Origin of the sequence: Diaphorobacter sp. HDW4A, from assembly GCF_011305995.1 — a bacterium.
Classification (GTDB): Bacteria; Pseudomonadota; Gammaproteobacteria; order Burkholderiales; family Burkholderiaceae_C; genus Diaphorobacter_A.
Map to the genome: position 1 here is coordinate 5127704 of NZ_CP049910.1, position 16640 is coordinate 5144343.

At 63.7% G+C, this 16640-nt stretch carries 14 protein-coding genes; 9 read left to right on the top strand and 5 right to left on the bottom strand.

Annotated elements, in window-relative coordinates; all coding sequences use genetic code 11:
• Window positions 1-26 precede the first annotated feature (26 nt).
• From G7047_RS23505 to G7047_RS23520, 4 genes are all read right to left on the bottom strand, one after another.
• Entirely contained in the window at window positions 27-722 is a 696-nt protein-coding gene (locus tag G7047_RS23505) for a ubiquinone biosynthesis protein UbiH (RefSeq protein ID WP_166310524.1), read from the bottom strand.
• Window positions 723-903: 181 nt separating this feature from the next.
• On the bottom strand, window positions 904-1635 hold the full coding sequence (locus G7047_RS23510) for a PspA/IM30 family protein (RefSeq protein WP_166310526.1): 732 nt from the start codon (window positions 1633-1635) through the stop codon (window positions 904-906).
• Window positions 1636-1683: 48 nt separating this feature from the next.
• Entirely contained in the window at window positions 1684-2328 is a 645-nt protein-coding gene (locus G7047_RS23515; RefSeq protein ID WP_166310528.1) for a YjfI family protein, read from the bottom strand.
• A gap of 144 nt (window positions 2329-2472) precedes the next feature.
• Complete coding sequence (locus G7047_RS23520) at window positions 2473-4734, bottom strand: cation-translocating P-type ATPase (RefSeq protein ID WP_166310530.1); 2262 nt, start codon at window positions 4732-4734, stop codon at window positions 2473-2475.
• Window positions 4735-4979: 245 nt separating this feature from the next.
• On the opposite strand from G7047_RS23520, the gene G7047_RS23525 reads away from it, so the two are divergent.
• Window positions 4980-7115 (top strand): TonB-dependent receptor, encoded by a 2136-nt coding sequence (locus tag G7047_RS23525; RefSeq protein WP_166310532.1) that lies wholly within the window; start codon window positions 4980-4982, stop codon window positions 7113-7115.
• A 589-nt stretch (window positions 7116-7704) separates the two neighbouring features.
• Here the strand turns inward: G7047_RS23525 and pedF are convergent.
• Window positions 7705-8205: a cytochrome c-550 PedF gene (gene pedF / locus G7047_RS23530; RefSeq protein ID WP_166310534.1), complete on the bottom strand. Its 501-nt coding sequence runs from the start codon at window positions 8203-8205 to the stop codon at window positions 7705-7707.
• Between the two features lie 374 nt (window positions 8206-8579).
• Between pedF and G7047_RS23535 the strand changes: the two genes are divergently transcribed.
• The 8 genes from G7047_RS23535 (at window position 8580) to G7047_RS23570 (ending at window position 16637) form a co-directional block, all read left to right on the top strand.
• A complete protein-coding gene (locus tag G7047_RS23535) occupies window positions 8580-10625 on the top strand; it encodes a sigma-54-dependent Fis family transcriptional regulator (protein WP_166310564.1) in 2046 nt (681 codons plus the stop codon).
• A gap of 106 nt (window positions 10626-10731) precedes the next feature.
• The gene (locus G7047_RS23540) at window positions 10732-11295 is read left to right on the top strand and encodes a cytochrome b (RefSeq protein ID WP_166310566.1); all 564 of its coding nucleotides are present in this window, start codon (window positions 10732-10734) and stop codon (window positions 11293-11295) included.
• 195 nt (window positions 11296-11490) lie between these two features.
• Entirely contained in the window at window positions 11491-13374 is a 1884-nt protein-coding gene (locus G7047_RS23545; protein WP_166310568.1) for a methanol/ethanol family PQQ-dependent dehydrogenase, read from the top strand.
• Between the two features lie 5 nt (window positions 13375-13379).
• Window positions 13380-14015 (top strand): pentapeptide repeat-containing protein, encoded by a 636-nt coding sequence (locus tag G7047_RS23550; protein ID WP_205904666.1) that lies wholly within the window; start codon window positions 13380-13382, stop codon window positions 14013-14015.
• Window positions 14016-14044: 29 nt separating this feature from the next.
• Window positions 14045-14521 carry a c-type cytochrome gene (locus G7047_RS23555; RefSeq protein WP_205904667.1) on the top strand — a complete coding sequence of 159 codons (477 nt, stop codon included), beginning with the start codon at window positions 14045-14047 and terminating at the stop codon, window positions 14519-14521.
• Between the two features lie 67 nt (window positions 14522-14588).
• The gene (pqqD, locus tag G7047_RS23560; protein ID WP_166310570.1) at window positions 14589-14846 is read left to right on the top strand and encodes a pyrroloquinoline quinone biosynthesis peptide chaperone PqqD; all 258 of its coding nucleotides are present in this window, start codon (window positions 14589-14591) and stop codon (window positions 14844-14846) included.
• 121 nt (window positions 14847-14967) lie between these two features.
• Entirely contained in the window at window positions 14968-15369 is a 402-nt protein-coding gene (locus tag G7047_RS23565; protein ID WP_166310572.1) for a hypothetical protein, read from the top strand.
• On the top strand, window positions 15369-16637 hold the full coding sequence (locus G7047_RS23570; RefSeq protein ID WP_166310574.1) for an FAD/NAD(P)-binding oxidoreductase: 1269 nt from the start codon (window positions 15369-15371) through the stop codon (window positions 16635-16637). The genes G7047_RS23565 and G7047_RS23570 overlap by 1 nt, the downstream gene beginning before the upstream one ends.
• Window positions 16638-16640 lie beyond the last annotated feature (3 nt).

Below are 16640 nucleotides of genomic sequence, written 5' to 3' on the forward strand. Positions count from 1 at the left end.
AGAAAAATCAAAATCAAAAGGAGGTTTCAGTGGCGCTGCGGCAATTCAAGGCCTTCGAATTCGGCCTTGCTCACCACGCGCCACGCGTTGTGTTCGGTCAGGTGCTCGATGAGCACGACTTCCGTGCCGCGCGGCAGTTCACGGTCGGCAGATCGCATCTGCACGTTGAGCCCGCCGCCGCCGTCCGCCACGCTGCCGTAGCCCTGCGTCGCGTTGACCACAGCGCTGCGCACGAGGCCCGTGCGGCCCAGAACAATCCTGGCTTCTTCCGGCGGCGCGACCATCGCGATCACCTTGCGAAGGGGCCTGAGAACGATGACAGTGGCGATGAAGCCCAGCACACCAGCCGCAAAGAACAGACCGCTTCCTGTGACGATGTTCACCAGCGTCCAGCCATCGGGCATCGGCACGAAATGCGCGAGCGTGTAGCTGATCAGCCAGGACATGAGGAACAGCACCGTGAGAATGACGGTAAGAGGAACGCCGCCCAGCCCCACCTTGAGCAACAGGCCGGCTAGCGCGCCGATGGAGTCTTCGGCACCGTGGTGTCCGTGCCCATGGCCGTGCATGTGATGGCTGCCATCGAACAGCGTCCAGTGATGCAGTGCATCCACCTCGATCAAACCGAAAATGGCGATCACCCAATACAGCAGCATGGCCAGCAGCAGCATGCCGTAGATGAATGTCGGGAATCCCAGCGCGTAGTGCAAGAACGCTGTCATACAGGCCCTCCTTCGATGGATGATGTTGTTGTCTTGGTGCTGCCTGAAAGGCTGGCAGCGCGTATCTGATCCTTGGGGGTACCGGGTCTCTGTTGTTATCGTTTTTACTTCGTCTTCAGCGACGCGGGACTCGCTCGCGCAAGGTCCCCGTCGCATGCGGGCGACCGCCGCTCAGCCGCGCTCAGGAAGCCTTGCTGGGCGAGGCCGATGGCGCGCCCGCCTTTTGTGCGTTTTGTGCCTTCAGTCGTTCGAGCACCGTCTGCGCACTGCCCTGCTGCGGCGTGATGCCTGCGGCGCGCAGCTTCGCGTCGAGCACGTCTTCGCTACCTTCGCGCGCAAGCTCCGCCGCGCTTTGCAGACGCGCGCCGCGCTCGGCCTGCTTGTGCTTGATGCGTTCGAGCGAATCGAGCGCGTTCTGCACGCGCGACTGAGAGCCGGTGTAGCGGCCCGCCACCGTGGCTTGGGCGCGCTGCACGCTCTCGGTGGCCTTCACCGTGTCGGCCTGTTGCTTCAGGCGCTTGATGTTGGTCTGCGCGTTCTGGATGGCCGTGCGCAGCTCCTCCACGCTCTGCGTGTAGGCGGTGCTCTGGGCCTCTTCCTCGTCGCGTTGCGCTTCGAGCAGCGAGACCTTGCCCGCCACTTCAAGCGCGAGCGCTTCGTCATTCGTCTCCAGCGCCTTGAGCGCGTAGCCCTCATACTCGCCGATCTTCTGGTGCGTGATCTGCAGGCGGCTCGCGGCGAGCTTCTGCTTGGCCATGATCTCGGCCAGCGCTTCCTTGGACTTGTTCAGATCATTGTCCGCGTCGCGGATTTCCTGATCGAGGATGCGCAGCGCCTGGCTGTCGGTGACGGCCTCGCCCGCTTCGTGTGCGGCACCGCGCAGCGCGGTCACCAGCTTGTTCCATACGGCCATGATGAACTCCTGTTGCTGTGGGTTGACTCGGGTGGTGGCACCCGCCGCTCAGGCGGGTTGCGCGACGCGCGGCAGAAAGGACGCGAGGGCTTCGGTCACCTGAATGACGTTGTCGGCCAGTGTGAGGACCTCGCAGATGATGTCGTCGCTGCTCGCCGACGAGCGCAGCGCTGCGAACATCACATAGCCATCGCCGCCTGCGCCGAGTGGCTCGAGCGCGATGGTGGCGAACGGGAACAGCTTCTGCAGCCTGAGGATCTGGTCGTTGAGCCCCGCACGGTCGGCCACGTCGCTGGCGGACCAGAGAAAGGCCTCGACCACGAGTTGCTCGCCCGAGAGCGCCAGATGCACCGGCAGATCGCCGAATTCAGGCAACGTCACCAACAGGCTGGCATCGGCCCCTTCGAGCACCTCCACCTGCAGCTTGCCGTCTTTAGCCCAGCCGCTGGCCTTGAGTTCGGCCGCGAGGCTGCGGACATTCCAGTACGAGTGAGAGCCAGTTTCCATGTCTTCCTCCTTGTCATGCAACGTCAAAGAACCCGCTTGAGCCCCGGGCAGTCGCATGAGCTTTTCCAGCCGATGCAGCGCAGCCCCGTGCTCGGGAAGTATCCAGACCTCTTTCTTGACCAGACCCGACTCGCGCAATCGCTGGCGATGCAGCCTCTGGTAGTAGGCCGATGTTTTCTCTTCCATGTCAGTCACCGTATCTATTACATGTGATGATGACATGTAATATACAACGCTGTGTTGAAAAATTCTATCCAATACAAGCATTGATACAAAAAAGCCCCGGACATCGTGCGATATCCAGGGCTTCAGAGGACTGACAAGTGCCGATCAGGATGCGTCCGAATCGCTTCCCGTTGGCTTCCAGCGTTTGAGCAGCAGAGCATTTGTCATGACGCTGACCGACGAAAGCGCCATCGCCGCGCCCGCCACCACCGGGCTCAGGAAGCCCAGCGCCGCGAGCGGAATCCCGGCCACGTTGTAGGCGAAGGCCCAGAACAGGTTCTGGCGGATCTTGCGCACCGTGCGGTGCGAGATGTCGAGCGCCGCAGCCACCAACTTGGGGTCACCGCGCATCAGCGTGATGCCGGCAGCGTGCATCGCCACGTCCGTGCCGTTGCCCATGGCCATGCCCACATCAGCCGCCGCCAGCGCGGGGGCGTCGTTCACGCCGTCGCCCACCATGGCAACCACGTGGCCGCCTTGCTTGAGCCGGGTGATCGCGGCCGCCTTGTCTCCAGGAAGCACCTCGGCCATGACCTCACCCGCATCGGGATCAAGCCCCAGACGCCGCGCCATCGCGTAGGCCGCGCCCTTGTTGTCGCCCGAGATCATCACGCAGCGCACGCCCTTGGCGCGCAGTTCGGCAAGCGCTTCCTTCGCGCCCGGCTTGGGCTCGTCGCCAAACGCGAGCAAGGCGACGGCTGCGAGGCCGCTGGTGCGTCTTTCGGCCACCGCCGATACCGTGGCACCCTTGTCCTGCAAATCGCTCGCCACGGCCTGCAAAGTGCCCAGATCCACATTCAGCTCCTGCATCCAGCGCAGGCTGCCGATCAGATAGCCCCTACCCGCCACCTCGCCCTCGGTACCGCGACCGGGCACGGCGCGCACGCCATCGGGCTCGGGCACGGTGATGCCGCGCTCTTTCGCTGCAGTCACCACGGCGCGCGCCAGTGGGTGTTCGCTGCCGCTCTGCACGCTCGCCACGGCGGCAAGAATGTCGTTCTCAGGCCCGTTTGGTTCCACGTGAAACGCTATCAATCTTGGTTGGCCCACGGTCAGCGTGCCGGTCTTGTCGAACGCCACGGTGTCGACCTTGTGCGCCACCTCCAGCGCCTCGGCGTCCTTGATCAGAATGCCGTGCTTGGCCGCCACGCCCGTGCCCGCCATGATGGCCGCCGGCGTCGCCAGACCAAGCGCACACGGGCAGGCGATCACCAGCACCGCGACCGCGTGGATCAGCGCCACCTCGACGCCCGCTCCCGCCCACATCCAGCCGAGGAAAGTGAAGAGTGCGATCACCAGCACCGTCGGCACGAAGATCGACGACACCTTGTCCACCAGCCGCTGGATCGGCGCCTTGGCCGCCTGCGCGTCTTCGACGAGGCGGATGATGCGCGCCAGCACGGTCTCCGAGCCCACGGCCGAGACCTGCATGATGATGCGGCCGTCGCCGTTGATCGAGCCACCCGTGATGGCCGCGCCCGCCTCGCGCACCACTGGCAGCGGCTCGCCGGTCAGCATCGATTCGTCGACCTGGGTATGGCCCTCGACTACCACGCCATCCACCGGAATGCGCTCGCCGGGACGCACAACCAACTTGTCTCCCGCCATCACCTCGGCAATCGGCACATCAACCTCGCCGTCGCGCCCCATCAGGTGCGCCACGTCGGGCCGCAGCGCGTGCAGCGCGCGGATCGCCGCGGTCGTCTGCCGCTTGGCGCGCGCCTCCAGCCATTTTCCAAGCAGCACCAGCGTGATCACCACCGCCGAGGCCTCGAAATACAGATGCGGCACATGCCCCGGATGCGCGGTGAACCACAGCCACAGCGACAGCCCGTAGCCCGCCGTCGTGCCGATGGCGACCAACAGATCCATGTTGCCCGTCATCGCCTTCAGCGCATGCCAGCCCGCCTTGTAAAAGCGCGCACCGAGGATGAATTGCACCGGCGTGGCGAGCAGAAACTGCGCCCAGGCCGGCAGCATCCAGTGCTGACCGAACAGGTCACCAATCATCGGCAGCACCAATGGCGTTGACAGGATCAGGCCGATAGCCACCGGCATGAAGCCCGCCCACGGCGAGGCCGATTCCTCATCGGCCTCCTGCTCGGCCACGCTGCGCGGCTCGTAGCCCGCATTGCGCACGGCGCGGCGCAGGATGGCGTCAATGTCGGCGGAGGCAGCGTCGGGCCCGAGCGTCACATGCGCACGCTCAGTGGCCAGATTCACGGTGGCATCCTGCACGCCCGGCACCTTGCGCAGCGCACGCTCCACGCGCCCCACACAGCTCGCACAGGTCATGCCGCCAATGCCCAGATCCAGCGACGAAACCGAAGCTGAAACGGAAGAGGAAGTGATTGCGGTATCAGTCATGGGCTCTACGTTAAAGCCTCACATGATGTGAAGGTCAAGCATCTTTCCAATCTTTCCCAAAAAGACGCTGCGTCCGATGTGGAACAGCGCTGGAGCAGCACTGCTCCAGACTGGAACACCCCCGCGCGGCGAAGTGGCGCAAAGCGGTCTGCTCCAATGCCTCGGGCCCATGGCACGGTATTTGTAACCACCTGGAAGGCAGCGACCCACACAACCAGACAGAGACAAACAGACAAGGACCCTCCATGCACGCCCACGCCGTACTCACTCGCGCACCGTTCAAGCTCGCGACCCTCTGCGGCCTCATCGCGCTGGCCCACGCAGCCAATGCCCAGACGACGGCGCCCGAGACCCTGCCTGCGATCACAGTACAAAGCACGCTCGCTCCCACTCCGTTGGAGCAAACACCCGCGTCCATCAGCGTGATCGACGGCGACAACGCGCGTGACCGCCAATGGCAGGTCAACCTCTCCGAAGCCCTGCCCGGCGTGCCCGGCCTACTGCTGCAGAACCGCCAGAACTACGCGCAGGATCTGCAACTGTCGATCCGGGGCCACGGCGCGCGCTCCACCTTCGGCGTGCGCGGCGTGCAGATTTTCGTCGACGGCATCCCCTCCACCATGCCCGACGGCCAGGGCCAGATCAGCAACATCGACCTGTCCTCCGCCGAGCGCATCGAGGTGCTGCGCGGCCCCTACTCCGCGCTCTACGGCAACTCGGCCGGCGGCGTGCTCAACGTCTACACCGAACGCGGCGAAGGTGCGCCGCAGGTGGACAGCACTTTCGCGCTCGGCAGCGACGGCCAGAAGCGCATCGGCCTCAAGGCCAAGGGCGAGGCCAACGGCATCGGCTACGTCGTCAGCGCCAGCCGCTACCTCACCGCCGGCTGGCGCAAGCAAAGCGCCGCCGACAAGAACCTGCTGAACGCGCGCATCGACACCCAGATCGGCAACGACGGCCACCTCACGCTCGTCGCCAGCCACGTCGCCATCGATGCGCTCGACCCCGGCGGCCTCCCCCCCGCAGACTGGGCCGCCAATCCCCGCGCCGTCGCCAAGAACCCCATCGACTACAACTCGCGCAAGACCACCCGCCAGACCCAGGCAGGCCTCACCTACGAACACCGGCTCGACGGCGCCAACACGCTGCGCATGATGGTCTACGCCGGCGAACGCGAAATCGTGCAATACCAGTCCACCCCCGCCACCTCGCAGACCGCCGCCACCAGCGCGGGCGGCGTGATTGATCTGCAGCGCAGGTACGGCGGCACCGACCTGCGCTGGGCGCACAGCGGCGAACTGGCGTCGCGCCCCTTCAACATCGTCGCAGGCCTCGCCGCCAACATCGTCGAAGAAGACCGCCGTGGCTACAACAACTTCATCGGCACCACCCTGGGCGTCGAAGGCGCCCTGCGCCGCAAGGAACGCAACACGCTCACCAACATCGATCCCTACGCCCAGGTATCGTGGAACTTCGCCCCCGACTGGACCGCGCAGGCCGGAGTTCGCTGGAGCAACGTGCAGCTCGAATCACGCGACAAATACATCGTCACCGGCAACGGCGACGACAGCGGCAACACCAGCTATCACCGCGCCCTGCCCTTGCTCTCGCTGCAATACCGCGTGAGCGACAGCGCGAACGCATTCGCCTCCATCGGCAGCGGTTTTGAGACCCCCACATTCAACGAAATCTCCTACCGCCCCGCCAGCCAGCCGGGCCTGAATTTCGACCTCGAGCCGGCGACCTCCACCAGCGCAGAAATCGGCTGGAAACAGCGCTACGCCGTTGGTGAATCCATGCGCGGCGAATGGACCGCAGCGCTGTTTCAAACGCGCACCCGCAACGAAATCGTCGTCGCCGAAAACGTCGGCGGTCGCAGCAGCTTTCAGAACGCAGGCCGCACCAAGCGCCAAGGCGTCGAGCTGAGCAACAGCACCCGTCTTGCCGATCAACTGCATCTGAACGCCGCCTTCACCTGGCTGGACGCGACCCTCAGCGAAGGCTATTGCGACGCCAAGGGCGCAGGCTGCGTGCCCGCAGGCAAGCGCATCGCCGGAACCGCGCGCACCCAGGCCTATCTCGCGCTCGACTGGCGACCGAGCCCTGCTTTCCGTGCGGGGGTCGATTGGCGACGCATCGGTTCTGTTGCGGCCAACGACAGCAACAGCGTCATGGCGCCGGCTTATGGTGTGCTCGGGGCCAGTGCGAGCTACAACGTGCTTGCCGGTGGCTGGAAGGTGGGGGTGTTTGGGCGGGTCGACAATCTTGCCGACCGTAAGTACGTTGGGTCGGTGATTGTCAATGAGTCCAATGGACGGTTTTATGAGAGTGCGCCGGGGCGGCAGTGGATGGTGGGGGTGAATGCTGGTTATCAGTTCTGAGATTGGGTTTGGGGTTTTGATGATGTTGTTGCATCACCCGTTCTTCTCTACTTTTTTGGTTTCGCTGGGTGTTTGATTTCCGAGGCCGGGACTGCCCCCGGCGGGGCAGTAACTTTTTGCTTGCGCGCAAAAAGTCACCAAAAACGCGCTTGAATGCGGGGTCACGCGGCAGAACTTACTGCGCGACTGCGTCGCTCCGTTCGGGCAACCGCCGCGAGTCAGTGTCTAACTAAGAGGCATTTGCGGCACATCGCTTCGCTCGTGCCAGGACGTTTACGAAGTTGAGTTGGAGCGCAAATGCCCACTGCTCTTTTGCACGAGAACGATTGCGCTGCAACATGCGAAGTCGCGAGATGGGCGGCACGAGCGCAGCGACGTGCCGAACACACCTCTTATGAAACTTCTGACTCGCGGCGGTTGTCCGAGCGGCGCGCGAAGCGCATAGCGAGTTCTGCCGCGGGTATTCAAAAGCGCATTTTTGGTGACTTTTTGGGCAAGACCAAAAAGTTACTCCGCCGCCGGGCGGAACTCCCGGCCTCCGCCCCCAAGCAAAGCACAAAGGCTAAAAAAACAAAACAGTACAAAAAATTCACTTTGTACTATCCCGACGATCCTCGAGATAACTGCGAATCGACCAGATCGCCTCCTGCGTCAATGTCCCCTCGAAAGGCGGCATGTACACCCGCCCATCCCGTGTACGCCCCCTCCGCACCGTCCCCACATAGAAGTCGTCCATCTCCTTGAAGCAAGCCGCCTTCTTCGCAGCATCCGCCAGCCCACTGCAATCCTCATCAAACTTGCGAAGATCGGGAGCAATCCCGCCCGACAGCGCCTCCAGCCCGTGGCAACGCGCGCAGTTCTGGTTGTAGGCCGAGCTGCCGATGCGCAGCGCTTCCTTGCGTGCGGGACTGGCCTTGTCGTATGGATTCGATTCCAACCACTTCTCGCCCAGTTGCGGCAGCGAGCTGGTGTCCACGGCCTGCGGCACCATGTCGCCGTGCGCCCATGTGGCAGTCGTTCCGCAGACCGCCAAGGCCAATGCGAGCAGACGGTGACGAAGCAAGCGAGGGAGCGTGGGAGTTCGTTTCATGTTTTGTCTCCGGTTGTTGGAAGTAAGTAGTACGTACGTCGTAAGAAAGCTGCAAGAAGTCGCTTCTCCTCATCAAAAGCAAGTTGCAGGCCACGCGTGCCACTTTTCGGCCGGAAACCCCGGATTGCTGCAAACTGCATCATCCAGACCCCAAACTGTCCCAATTTGGAACACCCGAACACCGCTTGGACTACAAGCGCTCGCGGCGTTGGGGATATCCCAGTTGTGGGAGGTCTTGTCTATAAAGAGAATGCGGGCCATAACAAGAGCAAGGCCCTCTTCGGCGCCTGCTACCGGGCGCCGTGGTCAACGAGCAAGTGAATGCCTACCGACCACCAGCACATCCGACCAGCCCTACAAGAGACAAGCACAACATGAGCACGGAATCCTTCACTCGCTTACCCGCGCAGCAGAATGCATCTGCCACAGCGGCTCCCGTGGCGCTTGATCACCACGTGGCCCAGGTGCTGGACAAGGCCAACCGGCGCTCGCAGACCTATGGCGTAGCGGTGCATGACGAGCCCGATTACTCCAGCCCCAGTCGTGGCCACATGAGCAATGCGATGGACGAGAACCGCTTTCTGTTCCAGCACGCCGCGCCCATCATGGAGACGCTGTTCGGCCAGATCGCCAATACCCACAGCATGGTGCTTTTGACCTCGGCACAAGGCATGGTGCTGCATTCTCTCGGCGACAACGACTTTCTCGAAAAGGCCTCGCGGGTGGCTCTCGTGCCGGGCATGGACTGGTCCGAAAAGACCAAGGGCACGAACGCCATCGGCACCGCATTGAGCGAGGAAGAGGCCATCACCGTACATGGCGATCAGCACTACATGAGCGCCAACCAGGCACTCACCTGCTCGTGTTCGCCGATCTTCGATCCGCATGGTCAGGTGATCGGCGCGCTCGACGTGACGGGCGACCACCGCAGCTACCACCAGCACACGCTCGCGCTGGTGCGCATGTCTGCGCAGCTGATCGAGAACCACATGTTCGCCGACAGCTTTCCCAAGGCCGTGCGGCTGCACTTCCACTCGCGCCCCGAGTTCCTCGGCACGCTGGTCGAGGGCATCGCGGTGTTCTCGCCCGATGGCCGTTTCATCTCGGCCAACCGCAGCGCGCAGTTCCAGCTCGGGCTCTCGCATCACGCGCTCAAGGCGCACACGTTCTCGTCGCTGTTCAACCTGCCGATGTCGGCGCTGTTCGAGCTGTTCAGTGGCTCGGCCTCCACGCCGCGCCAGCTCGGCATGCACAACGGCGTGTCGGTCTGGTGCCGCACGGAGATCAAACCCGCAGGCCCCTGGGCGCCGCCATCGCTCGCACCCGTGCAGCGCGACGGCGCGCCAACCACTGCGCCGCAACCGACGCGCGCAACCGTTTCCGCCGCCGAGTCGCGCTGCAAGCCGCATCTGTCGTCGCTGCAGTACCTCGACACCGGTGACGCGCAGATCGCCTCAGTCATCCAGAAGCTGCGCCGCATCGTCGATCGCGACATTCCGGTGATGGTGCTCGGCGAAACCGGTACCGGCAAAGACCTGCTCGCACAGGCCATCCACAACGACTCCGCGCGCGCACGCCAGCCGTTCGTGCCAGTCAACTGCGCGTCGATTCCCGAATCGCTGATCGAGGCCGAACTCTTCGGCTACGAGGAAGGCGCGTTCACCGGCGCACGCAAGAAAGGATCGGTCGGCAAGATCGTGCAGGCACATGGCGGCACGCTGTTTCTCGACGAGATCGGCGACATGCCCAAGCACCTGCAAGCGCGGCTTTTGCGCGTGCTGCAGGAGCGCAAGGTCAGCCCGCTCGGCGCGAGCAAGGAGGTCGAGGTCGATGTCACCGTGATCTGCGCCACGCACAAGAACATCAAGGACATGATCGCGCGCGGCGAATTCCGCGAAGATTTGTACTACCGCCTGAACGGCCTCATCGTGCGCCTGCCCGCACTGCGCGAGCGCACCGACTTCGAGGTGGTGGTCAAGAAGGTGCTCAAGTCGCTGTGCGACAGCGGCCAGCAGATCGACATCTCGCCCGAGGTCATGTCCCTGCTCTCAAGCTACCACTGGCCCGGCAACCTGCGCCAGCTGCACAACCTGCTGCGCACGGCCGCCGTGATGGTGGGCGACCACGGCTCCATCGATGCCGAACATCTGCCCGATGATTTTCTCGAAGAGCTGCGCATCGGCGACAGCGCGCCGCTCGCCATCGAGGCCACCGTCATTCACTCCGCCACCGCCGCTTCCGCCAACAGCGACGACGAAGCGCCCGACAGCGCACGCCTGCACGACGTCACGCTCAACGCGATGGCACAGATGTTGCGCACACACAAGGGCAATGTGTCGGCGGCGGCCAAGGCGCTCGGGGTGTCCCGCAACACCATCTACCGCAAGAAGAACCTGCTGCCTCCCGACCTGCTGAACTGACGCGCGACGGCCCTCTCCCTCCATGGATGCGGCCACGCGCAGCGCGCGTGTGCCTTCAGCATTGCGCGCATGACAACGCATTCCAAGGCCCTCCGGAGACAACACCATGACGACGCTCGCCCCCATCCATATCCCGGACTACCGGGATCGCCACGACCGCTATGACCGCTTCTCGGTGCTGCTGCACTGGCTCATGGCCGCGCTGCTGATTGCCGAGCTGAGTCTCGGCCTGTGGATGACGGGCCTGCCCAAAGATTCGAGCGGCACGCGCGCCTACTGGTTCAACATCCACAAGTCCATCGGCATGACGCTCGGGCTGTTGATCCTCGTGCGCCTGCTATGGGCATTCGCACGCGCACATGTGGCCGCCGTGCCCATGGTGCCGCTGATGCAGAAGATGGCGCAGGCCAGCCACGCGCTGCTGTATCTCTTCATGCTGCTCGTGCCGCTGTCGGGCTTTCTCGGCTCGGTGTTCTCGGGTTATCCGATCCGCTACTTTGGCTGGAAGCTGCCGCAGCTTGCCGCACGCTGGGATGACGCCAAGTCGCTCATGAGCCTGGTGCACGAGTTCTCAGTCTACGCGCTGATGCTGCTCATCGCTGTGCACATGCTCGCGTTCGTGCACCACCAGTTCATCCTCAAGGACGGCCTCATCCGCCGCATGTACTGATCCACGGACTGACCTGTCCACCCGCGCATTGCTCCGTAAGTGAACAGTGTTCGCGCCACACATCGCTCCACATTTGAACGCCCGCGCCACATGGTGCAGTGCATTTCGCGCGGCACGCGGCGCACAGGCCAATGGCACGTGTATTGCAAATGCCCGATGGCGATTCATCGACAACCATACGAGGAGCACATCACCATGACCATCCCGGCCTTCCGCCATCTGCGCCTGAACACTGTGTGTCTGGCCATCGCAGCCACCACCTGCCTGCCCGCCTTCGCGGTCAAGCCCGTGGCGTGGGAAGACATCGCCAACGATGCCAAGACCCCCGGCGACGTGCTGTCCTACGGCCTCGGCCTCACGGCGCAGCGCTACAGCCCGCTCAAGACGCTCAACACCAAGAACGTCGCGGGCCTCGTGCCGGCATGGAGCTACTCGTTCGGCGGCGAAAAGCAGCGCGGCCAGGAGGCCCAGGCGCTGGTGCATGACGGCGTGGTCTACGTGACTGCGTCGTACTCGCGCTTCGTCGCCATCGACGCACGCAGCGGCAAGCGCCTGTGGACCTACGAGCACCGCCTGCCCGAAGACATCCGTCCCTGCTGCGACGTGGTCAACCGTGGCCCCGCGATCTATGGCGACAAGGTCTATTTCGGCACGCTCGACGCACGTGTGATCGCACTCGATCGCACCACCGGCAAGGTCGTGTGGAACGAGAAGTTCGGCGACCACAAGGTCGGCTACACCATGACCGGCGCCCCCTTCATCATCAAGGACCAGAAGACCGGCAAGGTGCTGCTGGTGCATGGTTCGTCGGGCGACGAATTCGGCGTCGTCGGCTACCTCTACGCACGCGATCCCGACACCGGCAAGGAGATCTGGGCACGTCCGTTGGTCGAGGGCCATGTCGGCCGTCTGAATGGCGAACCCAGCACGCCCACCGGCGATCCCAAGGCCCCGACATGGCCGAATGATCCCAACTCCGCCACCGGCAAGGTGGAAGCCTGGAGCCAGGGCGGCGGCGCACCGTGGCAGACGCCATCGTTCGACGTGGAGACCAACACCATCGTCGTCGGCACCGGCAACCCCGCGCCATGGAACACCTGGAAGCGCACCGCCAAGGGCGACGATCCACGCAACTGGCCTAGCCTTTACACATCCGGCCAGGCCTACATCGATCCATCGAACGGCGATCTCAAGGGCTTCTTCTCGCACACGCCGAACGATGCATGGGACTTCTCTGGCAACAACTCGGTGCTGCTGTTCGACTACAAGGACAAGGCCACCGGCAAGACCGTCAAGGCCTCCGCGCATGCGGACCGCAACGGCTTCTTCTTCGTGACCGACCGCGAAAAACTCTCCAAGGCCGACGGCGGCCATCCATGGAAGCAGAACGCCATCATCAACGCATGGCCATTCGTCGACGGCATCACCTGGGCCTCGGGCTTCGATCTGAAGACCGGCCTGCCGATCGAAAAGAACAACCGCCCCCCCGAGCCCAAGGAAGGCCAGGAAAAGGGCGACAGCATCTTCGTGTCGCCACCATTCCTCGGTGGCACCAACTGGATGCCGATGAGCTACAGCCCCGACACCGGCTTGTTCTACATTCCCGCCAACCACTGGGCGATGGACTACTGGTCGGAGCAGATCACCTACAAGCCGGGCGCGGCCTATCTGGGCCAGGGCTTCCGCATCAAGAAGCTACATGACGACCACGTCGGCATCCTGCGCGCCATCAACCCACAGACCGGCAAGATCGCATGGGAGCACAAGGAGCAGTTCCCGCTGTGGGCCGGCACGCTCACCACCGCCGGCAACCTGCTGTTCACCGGTACGTCGGACGGCTACGTGAAGGCCTTTGACGCCAAAAACGGCAAGGAACTGTGGAAGTTCCAGACCGGATCCGGCGTGGTCTCGGTGCCGATCACCTGGCAGATGGACGGCGAGCAATACGTCGGTATCCAGTCCGGCTACGGCGGTGCGGTGCCGCTGTGGGGTGGCGACATGGCCGAGCTGACCAAGCAGGTCACGCAAGGCGGCTCGATGTGGGTGTTCAAGCTGCCCAAGCAGCTCGCAAGCCGCTGAGCCCGATGAAGAAAAACGCTGCGCTCATCGCCATGTGCGCAGCCGTGACACTGGCATCCCTTGCCGGTGTCACGGCCTCGGCACAGACACCCGGCCACACAACGGATTCCGCGGACCCGGCCACGCCGACATCCAACGAACCGCTGATCATCAACGGCTGCCCGATCTGGCCGTACACACGTTGCCCCGGCGCGGATCTGCGGCATGCCAATCTGGTCGGCAAGAACCTCGCAGGCTCCGATCTGCGCGGTGCCGATCTCACGCGTGCCGACCTGCGCGGAGCCAACCTGGCCGCTGCCAATCTCGAAGGCGCGAATCTGACCGGCGCGCGTCTTTCGAAGGCCACGGCGGCCAACACCGACTTCAAGAACGCGCGCTTCATCGGCGCCGATCTCGAAGGCGCGCGCCTGATGCGATCCGACTTCTCGGGCGCGCTCTTCGAAGGATCCAACCTCGAGATGGCGCGCTTCAATCACGCATGGTTCGTCGGCGCACGCTTCATCTCCAACGATCTGCAGGAGGCCAAGCTCTCGGCCACCAACTTGAAGGACGCCGTGTTCGAAGGCAACTTCGTGCGCTACACGCTGTTCCATGAATCGAACATGGAAGGCTGCAAGGGCTGCAAGAAAGAATGGGAGTGAAGACAATGATGATGACGAAGAAGAAAAAGATGAAACCGCGCAGGCCACTGTCGTTCTTCGCGAGCATCGCTGCTGCCCTTTCAGCGTCCCTGCTGGTGATGCATGCCGCCCACGCCTTCGAAGTCGTCAAGCCGCAGGTCGACACCGGCGCGCTGCCTGCCGCCGCAAAAACCTGGGATGAACCCAACCCACTGCGCGGCAACAAGGACGCTGTCGTCATCGGCCGCAGCGCCTTCAACCAGGCCTGCGCGCAATGCCACGGCGCGGACGCCAACGGTTCGCGCTCGCCCGCGCCCGATCTGCGGCGCATGGGCATCGGCTGCAGGCGCATTCAGGATGAGGCACTGCGCCAGCGCTGCATGGGCGATGCCGACGCGTTCTTCATCAAATCGGTGCGCTACGGCAAGCAGAAATTCGGCATCGTCCACATGCCGCCGTGGGAAGGCGTGCTGACGCCCGAGGTCGCCTGGTCGATCCGCAGCTTTGTGGAAAACGCGCCGAAGTAGATAAAGCAGAAAAGCAGAAGAAAAGAAGGTGGTCAGAAAAGGTCGCCGAAGTCCCCCCGTCAGTCCCATGAATACCGCTCTGCCTCTTCTCTCACACACGCTGCGCATGCAATACGAACCTGCGCAAGCCATCTGGATGCTGCACCTGCCTGAGGGAGCAATGCAGCTCAACGACAGCGCGGCAGAAATCATGCGCCGCTGCGATGGCAAGCACACGGTGCAAGCCATCGTGAGCGAGCTCGAAGAGTTATTTGAAACCGAGGGCATCGCACCTCAAGTGCAGTCTCTCATTGACGAAGGAACACGTCGTGGCTGGCTTGTATGAAAAAAAACACCCCCTGAGTCGCTTCGCGCCTTCCCTCTCTCTCGCTTCGCGGGAGGGGGACGCAGCCAGCGCGGCGGGCGGCCCTAAGCAAGCCTGCTCTCGCCCGGATCGCGCCAGTTCCATGCGCCACGGAAGGCGCGAATCGCCATGGATAACTGATACGTTTCTGCAACTGCGCGGCATTCTTGCCATGCTGTGCGCTGCGCTCGTGCTCGTGTTCGCATACCAATCGGCCAGCGAGGCGGCGAATGCAGCGTCGACCGACCTGCGCACGCAGGACGTTTCCGTGCTCGCAGCCACCTGCGTGACCTGTCATGCACCCATGTCCGAGGCCGGTGGCATCCCCACTCTGCAAGGCCGCAGCGCCGCTGATCTGCTCGGTCGCCTGCGCGCCTTCAAGGCCATAGCACCTGCCAAGGCCGATGCCAGCAGCACCATCATGCCGCTGCTGCTGCAAGGGTTTGACGACCTGCAGATCAAAGCACTTGCGCAGTGGTTTTCCTCACGCAAGGAAGCGCGCTGATGCCCAGCAACCGGCGCAGGATTCTGGGCTCCGCGCTGGCGGCGCTGGCCGCGCCGTCCATCGTGCGCGCGCAGGCCGCATCGGCGCACATTGTGGTGGTCGGCGGAGGCTTTGGGGGTGGCACGGCGGCGCGCTACCTGCGTCAGCTGGCACCGCAAGCTCAAGTCACGTTGGTGGAGCCTGCACAGCGCTTCTACACCTGCCCGTTTTCCAATCTTTATCTCGCCGGTCTGCGCAGCTGGGAGAGCATCGGCCACCACTTCGATGGCCTGCGCAAAGCGGGCGTGCGCGTGGTCCACGAACGCGCCGAAGACGTCGACGCGGGCCAGCGCACGCTGACGCTTTCCAGCGGCCAGGTGCTGCGCTGGGACCGGCTCGTGCTGTCTCCCGGAATCGATCTGCGCTGGAATGCCCTCGAAGGTTATGACGAAGCCGCAGCAGAGCTGGCACCGCATGCCTGGAAGGCCGGTTCACAAACGCTTTTGCTGCGCAAGCAGATGGAGGCCATGCGCAACGGAGGCACCTTCATCATGGTGATTCCCGACAACCCGTTCCGCTGCCCGCCCGGCCCCTATGAGCGCGCGGCGATGGTGGCCCACTATTTCAAACAGCACAAACCGCGCAGCAAGATCCTGCTGCTCGACGCCAAGCAGAATTTCTCAAAGAAGGCGCTGTTCCTGCAGGGATGGAAGGCCTTGTATGGCGACATGATCGAGTGGCAGGGCATCGCGCAGGATGGTCAGGTGGTGCGCGTCGATGCGAAGACGCTCGAGGTCGAGACCGTCTTCGGCGCACGCCACAAGGCCGACGTGCTCAATGTGATTCCGCCACAGAAAGCAGGCTTCATCGCCGAGCGCGCAGGCGTGACCGACGCCAGCGGCTGGGTGCCCGTGAAGGGCGAGAATTTCGAATCAAGCAAGGTCGCCGACATCCACGTGGTGGGCGACGCGAGCTTCGCCGGGCCCATGCCCAAATCCGGCTTCGCGGCCAACAATCAGGGCAAGCTGGTGGCCGCCAGCATCGCCGCCGAGCTGCTCGGGCAGGAGCCCGCCGCCGCCCTCTTCGCCAACACCTGCTACAGCCTCATCGGCCCGGGCTACGGCATCTCGGTGGCGGGCGTGTATCGCGCCGAAGAAGGCCGACTCGTGGACGCACCACACTCCGTCGGCATCAGTCCGCTGGACGCCAACGCTGCATTCCGCGCGGCCGAGGCGCGCTACGGCGCATCCTGGTATGCGGCCATCAGTCGCGACATCTGGAATCGTTGAATC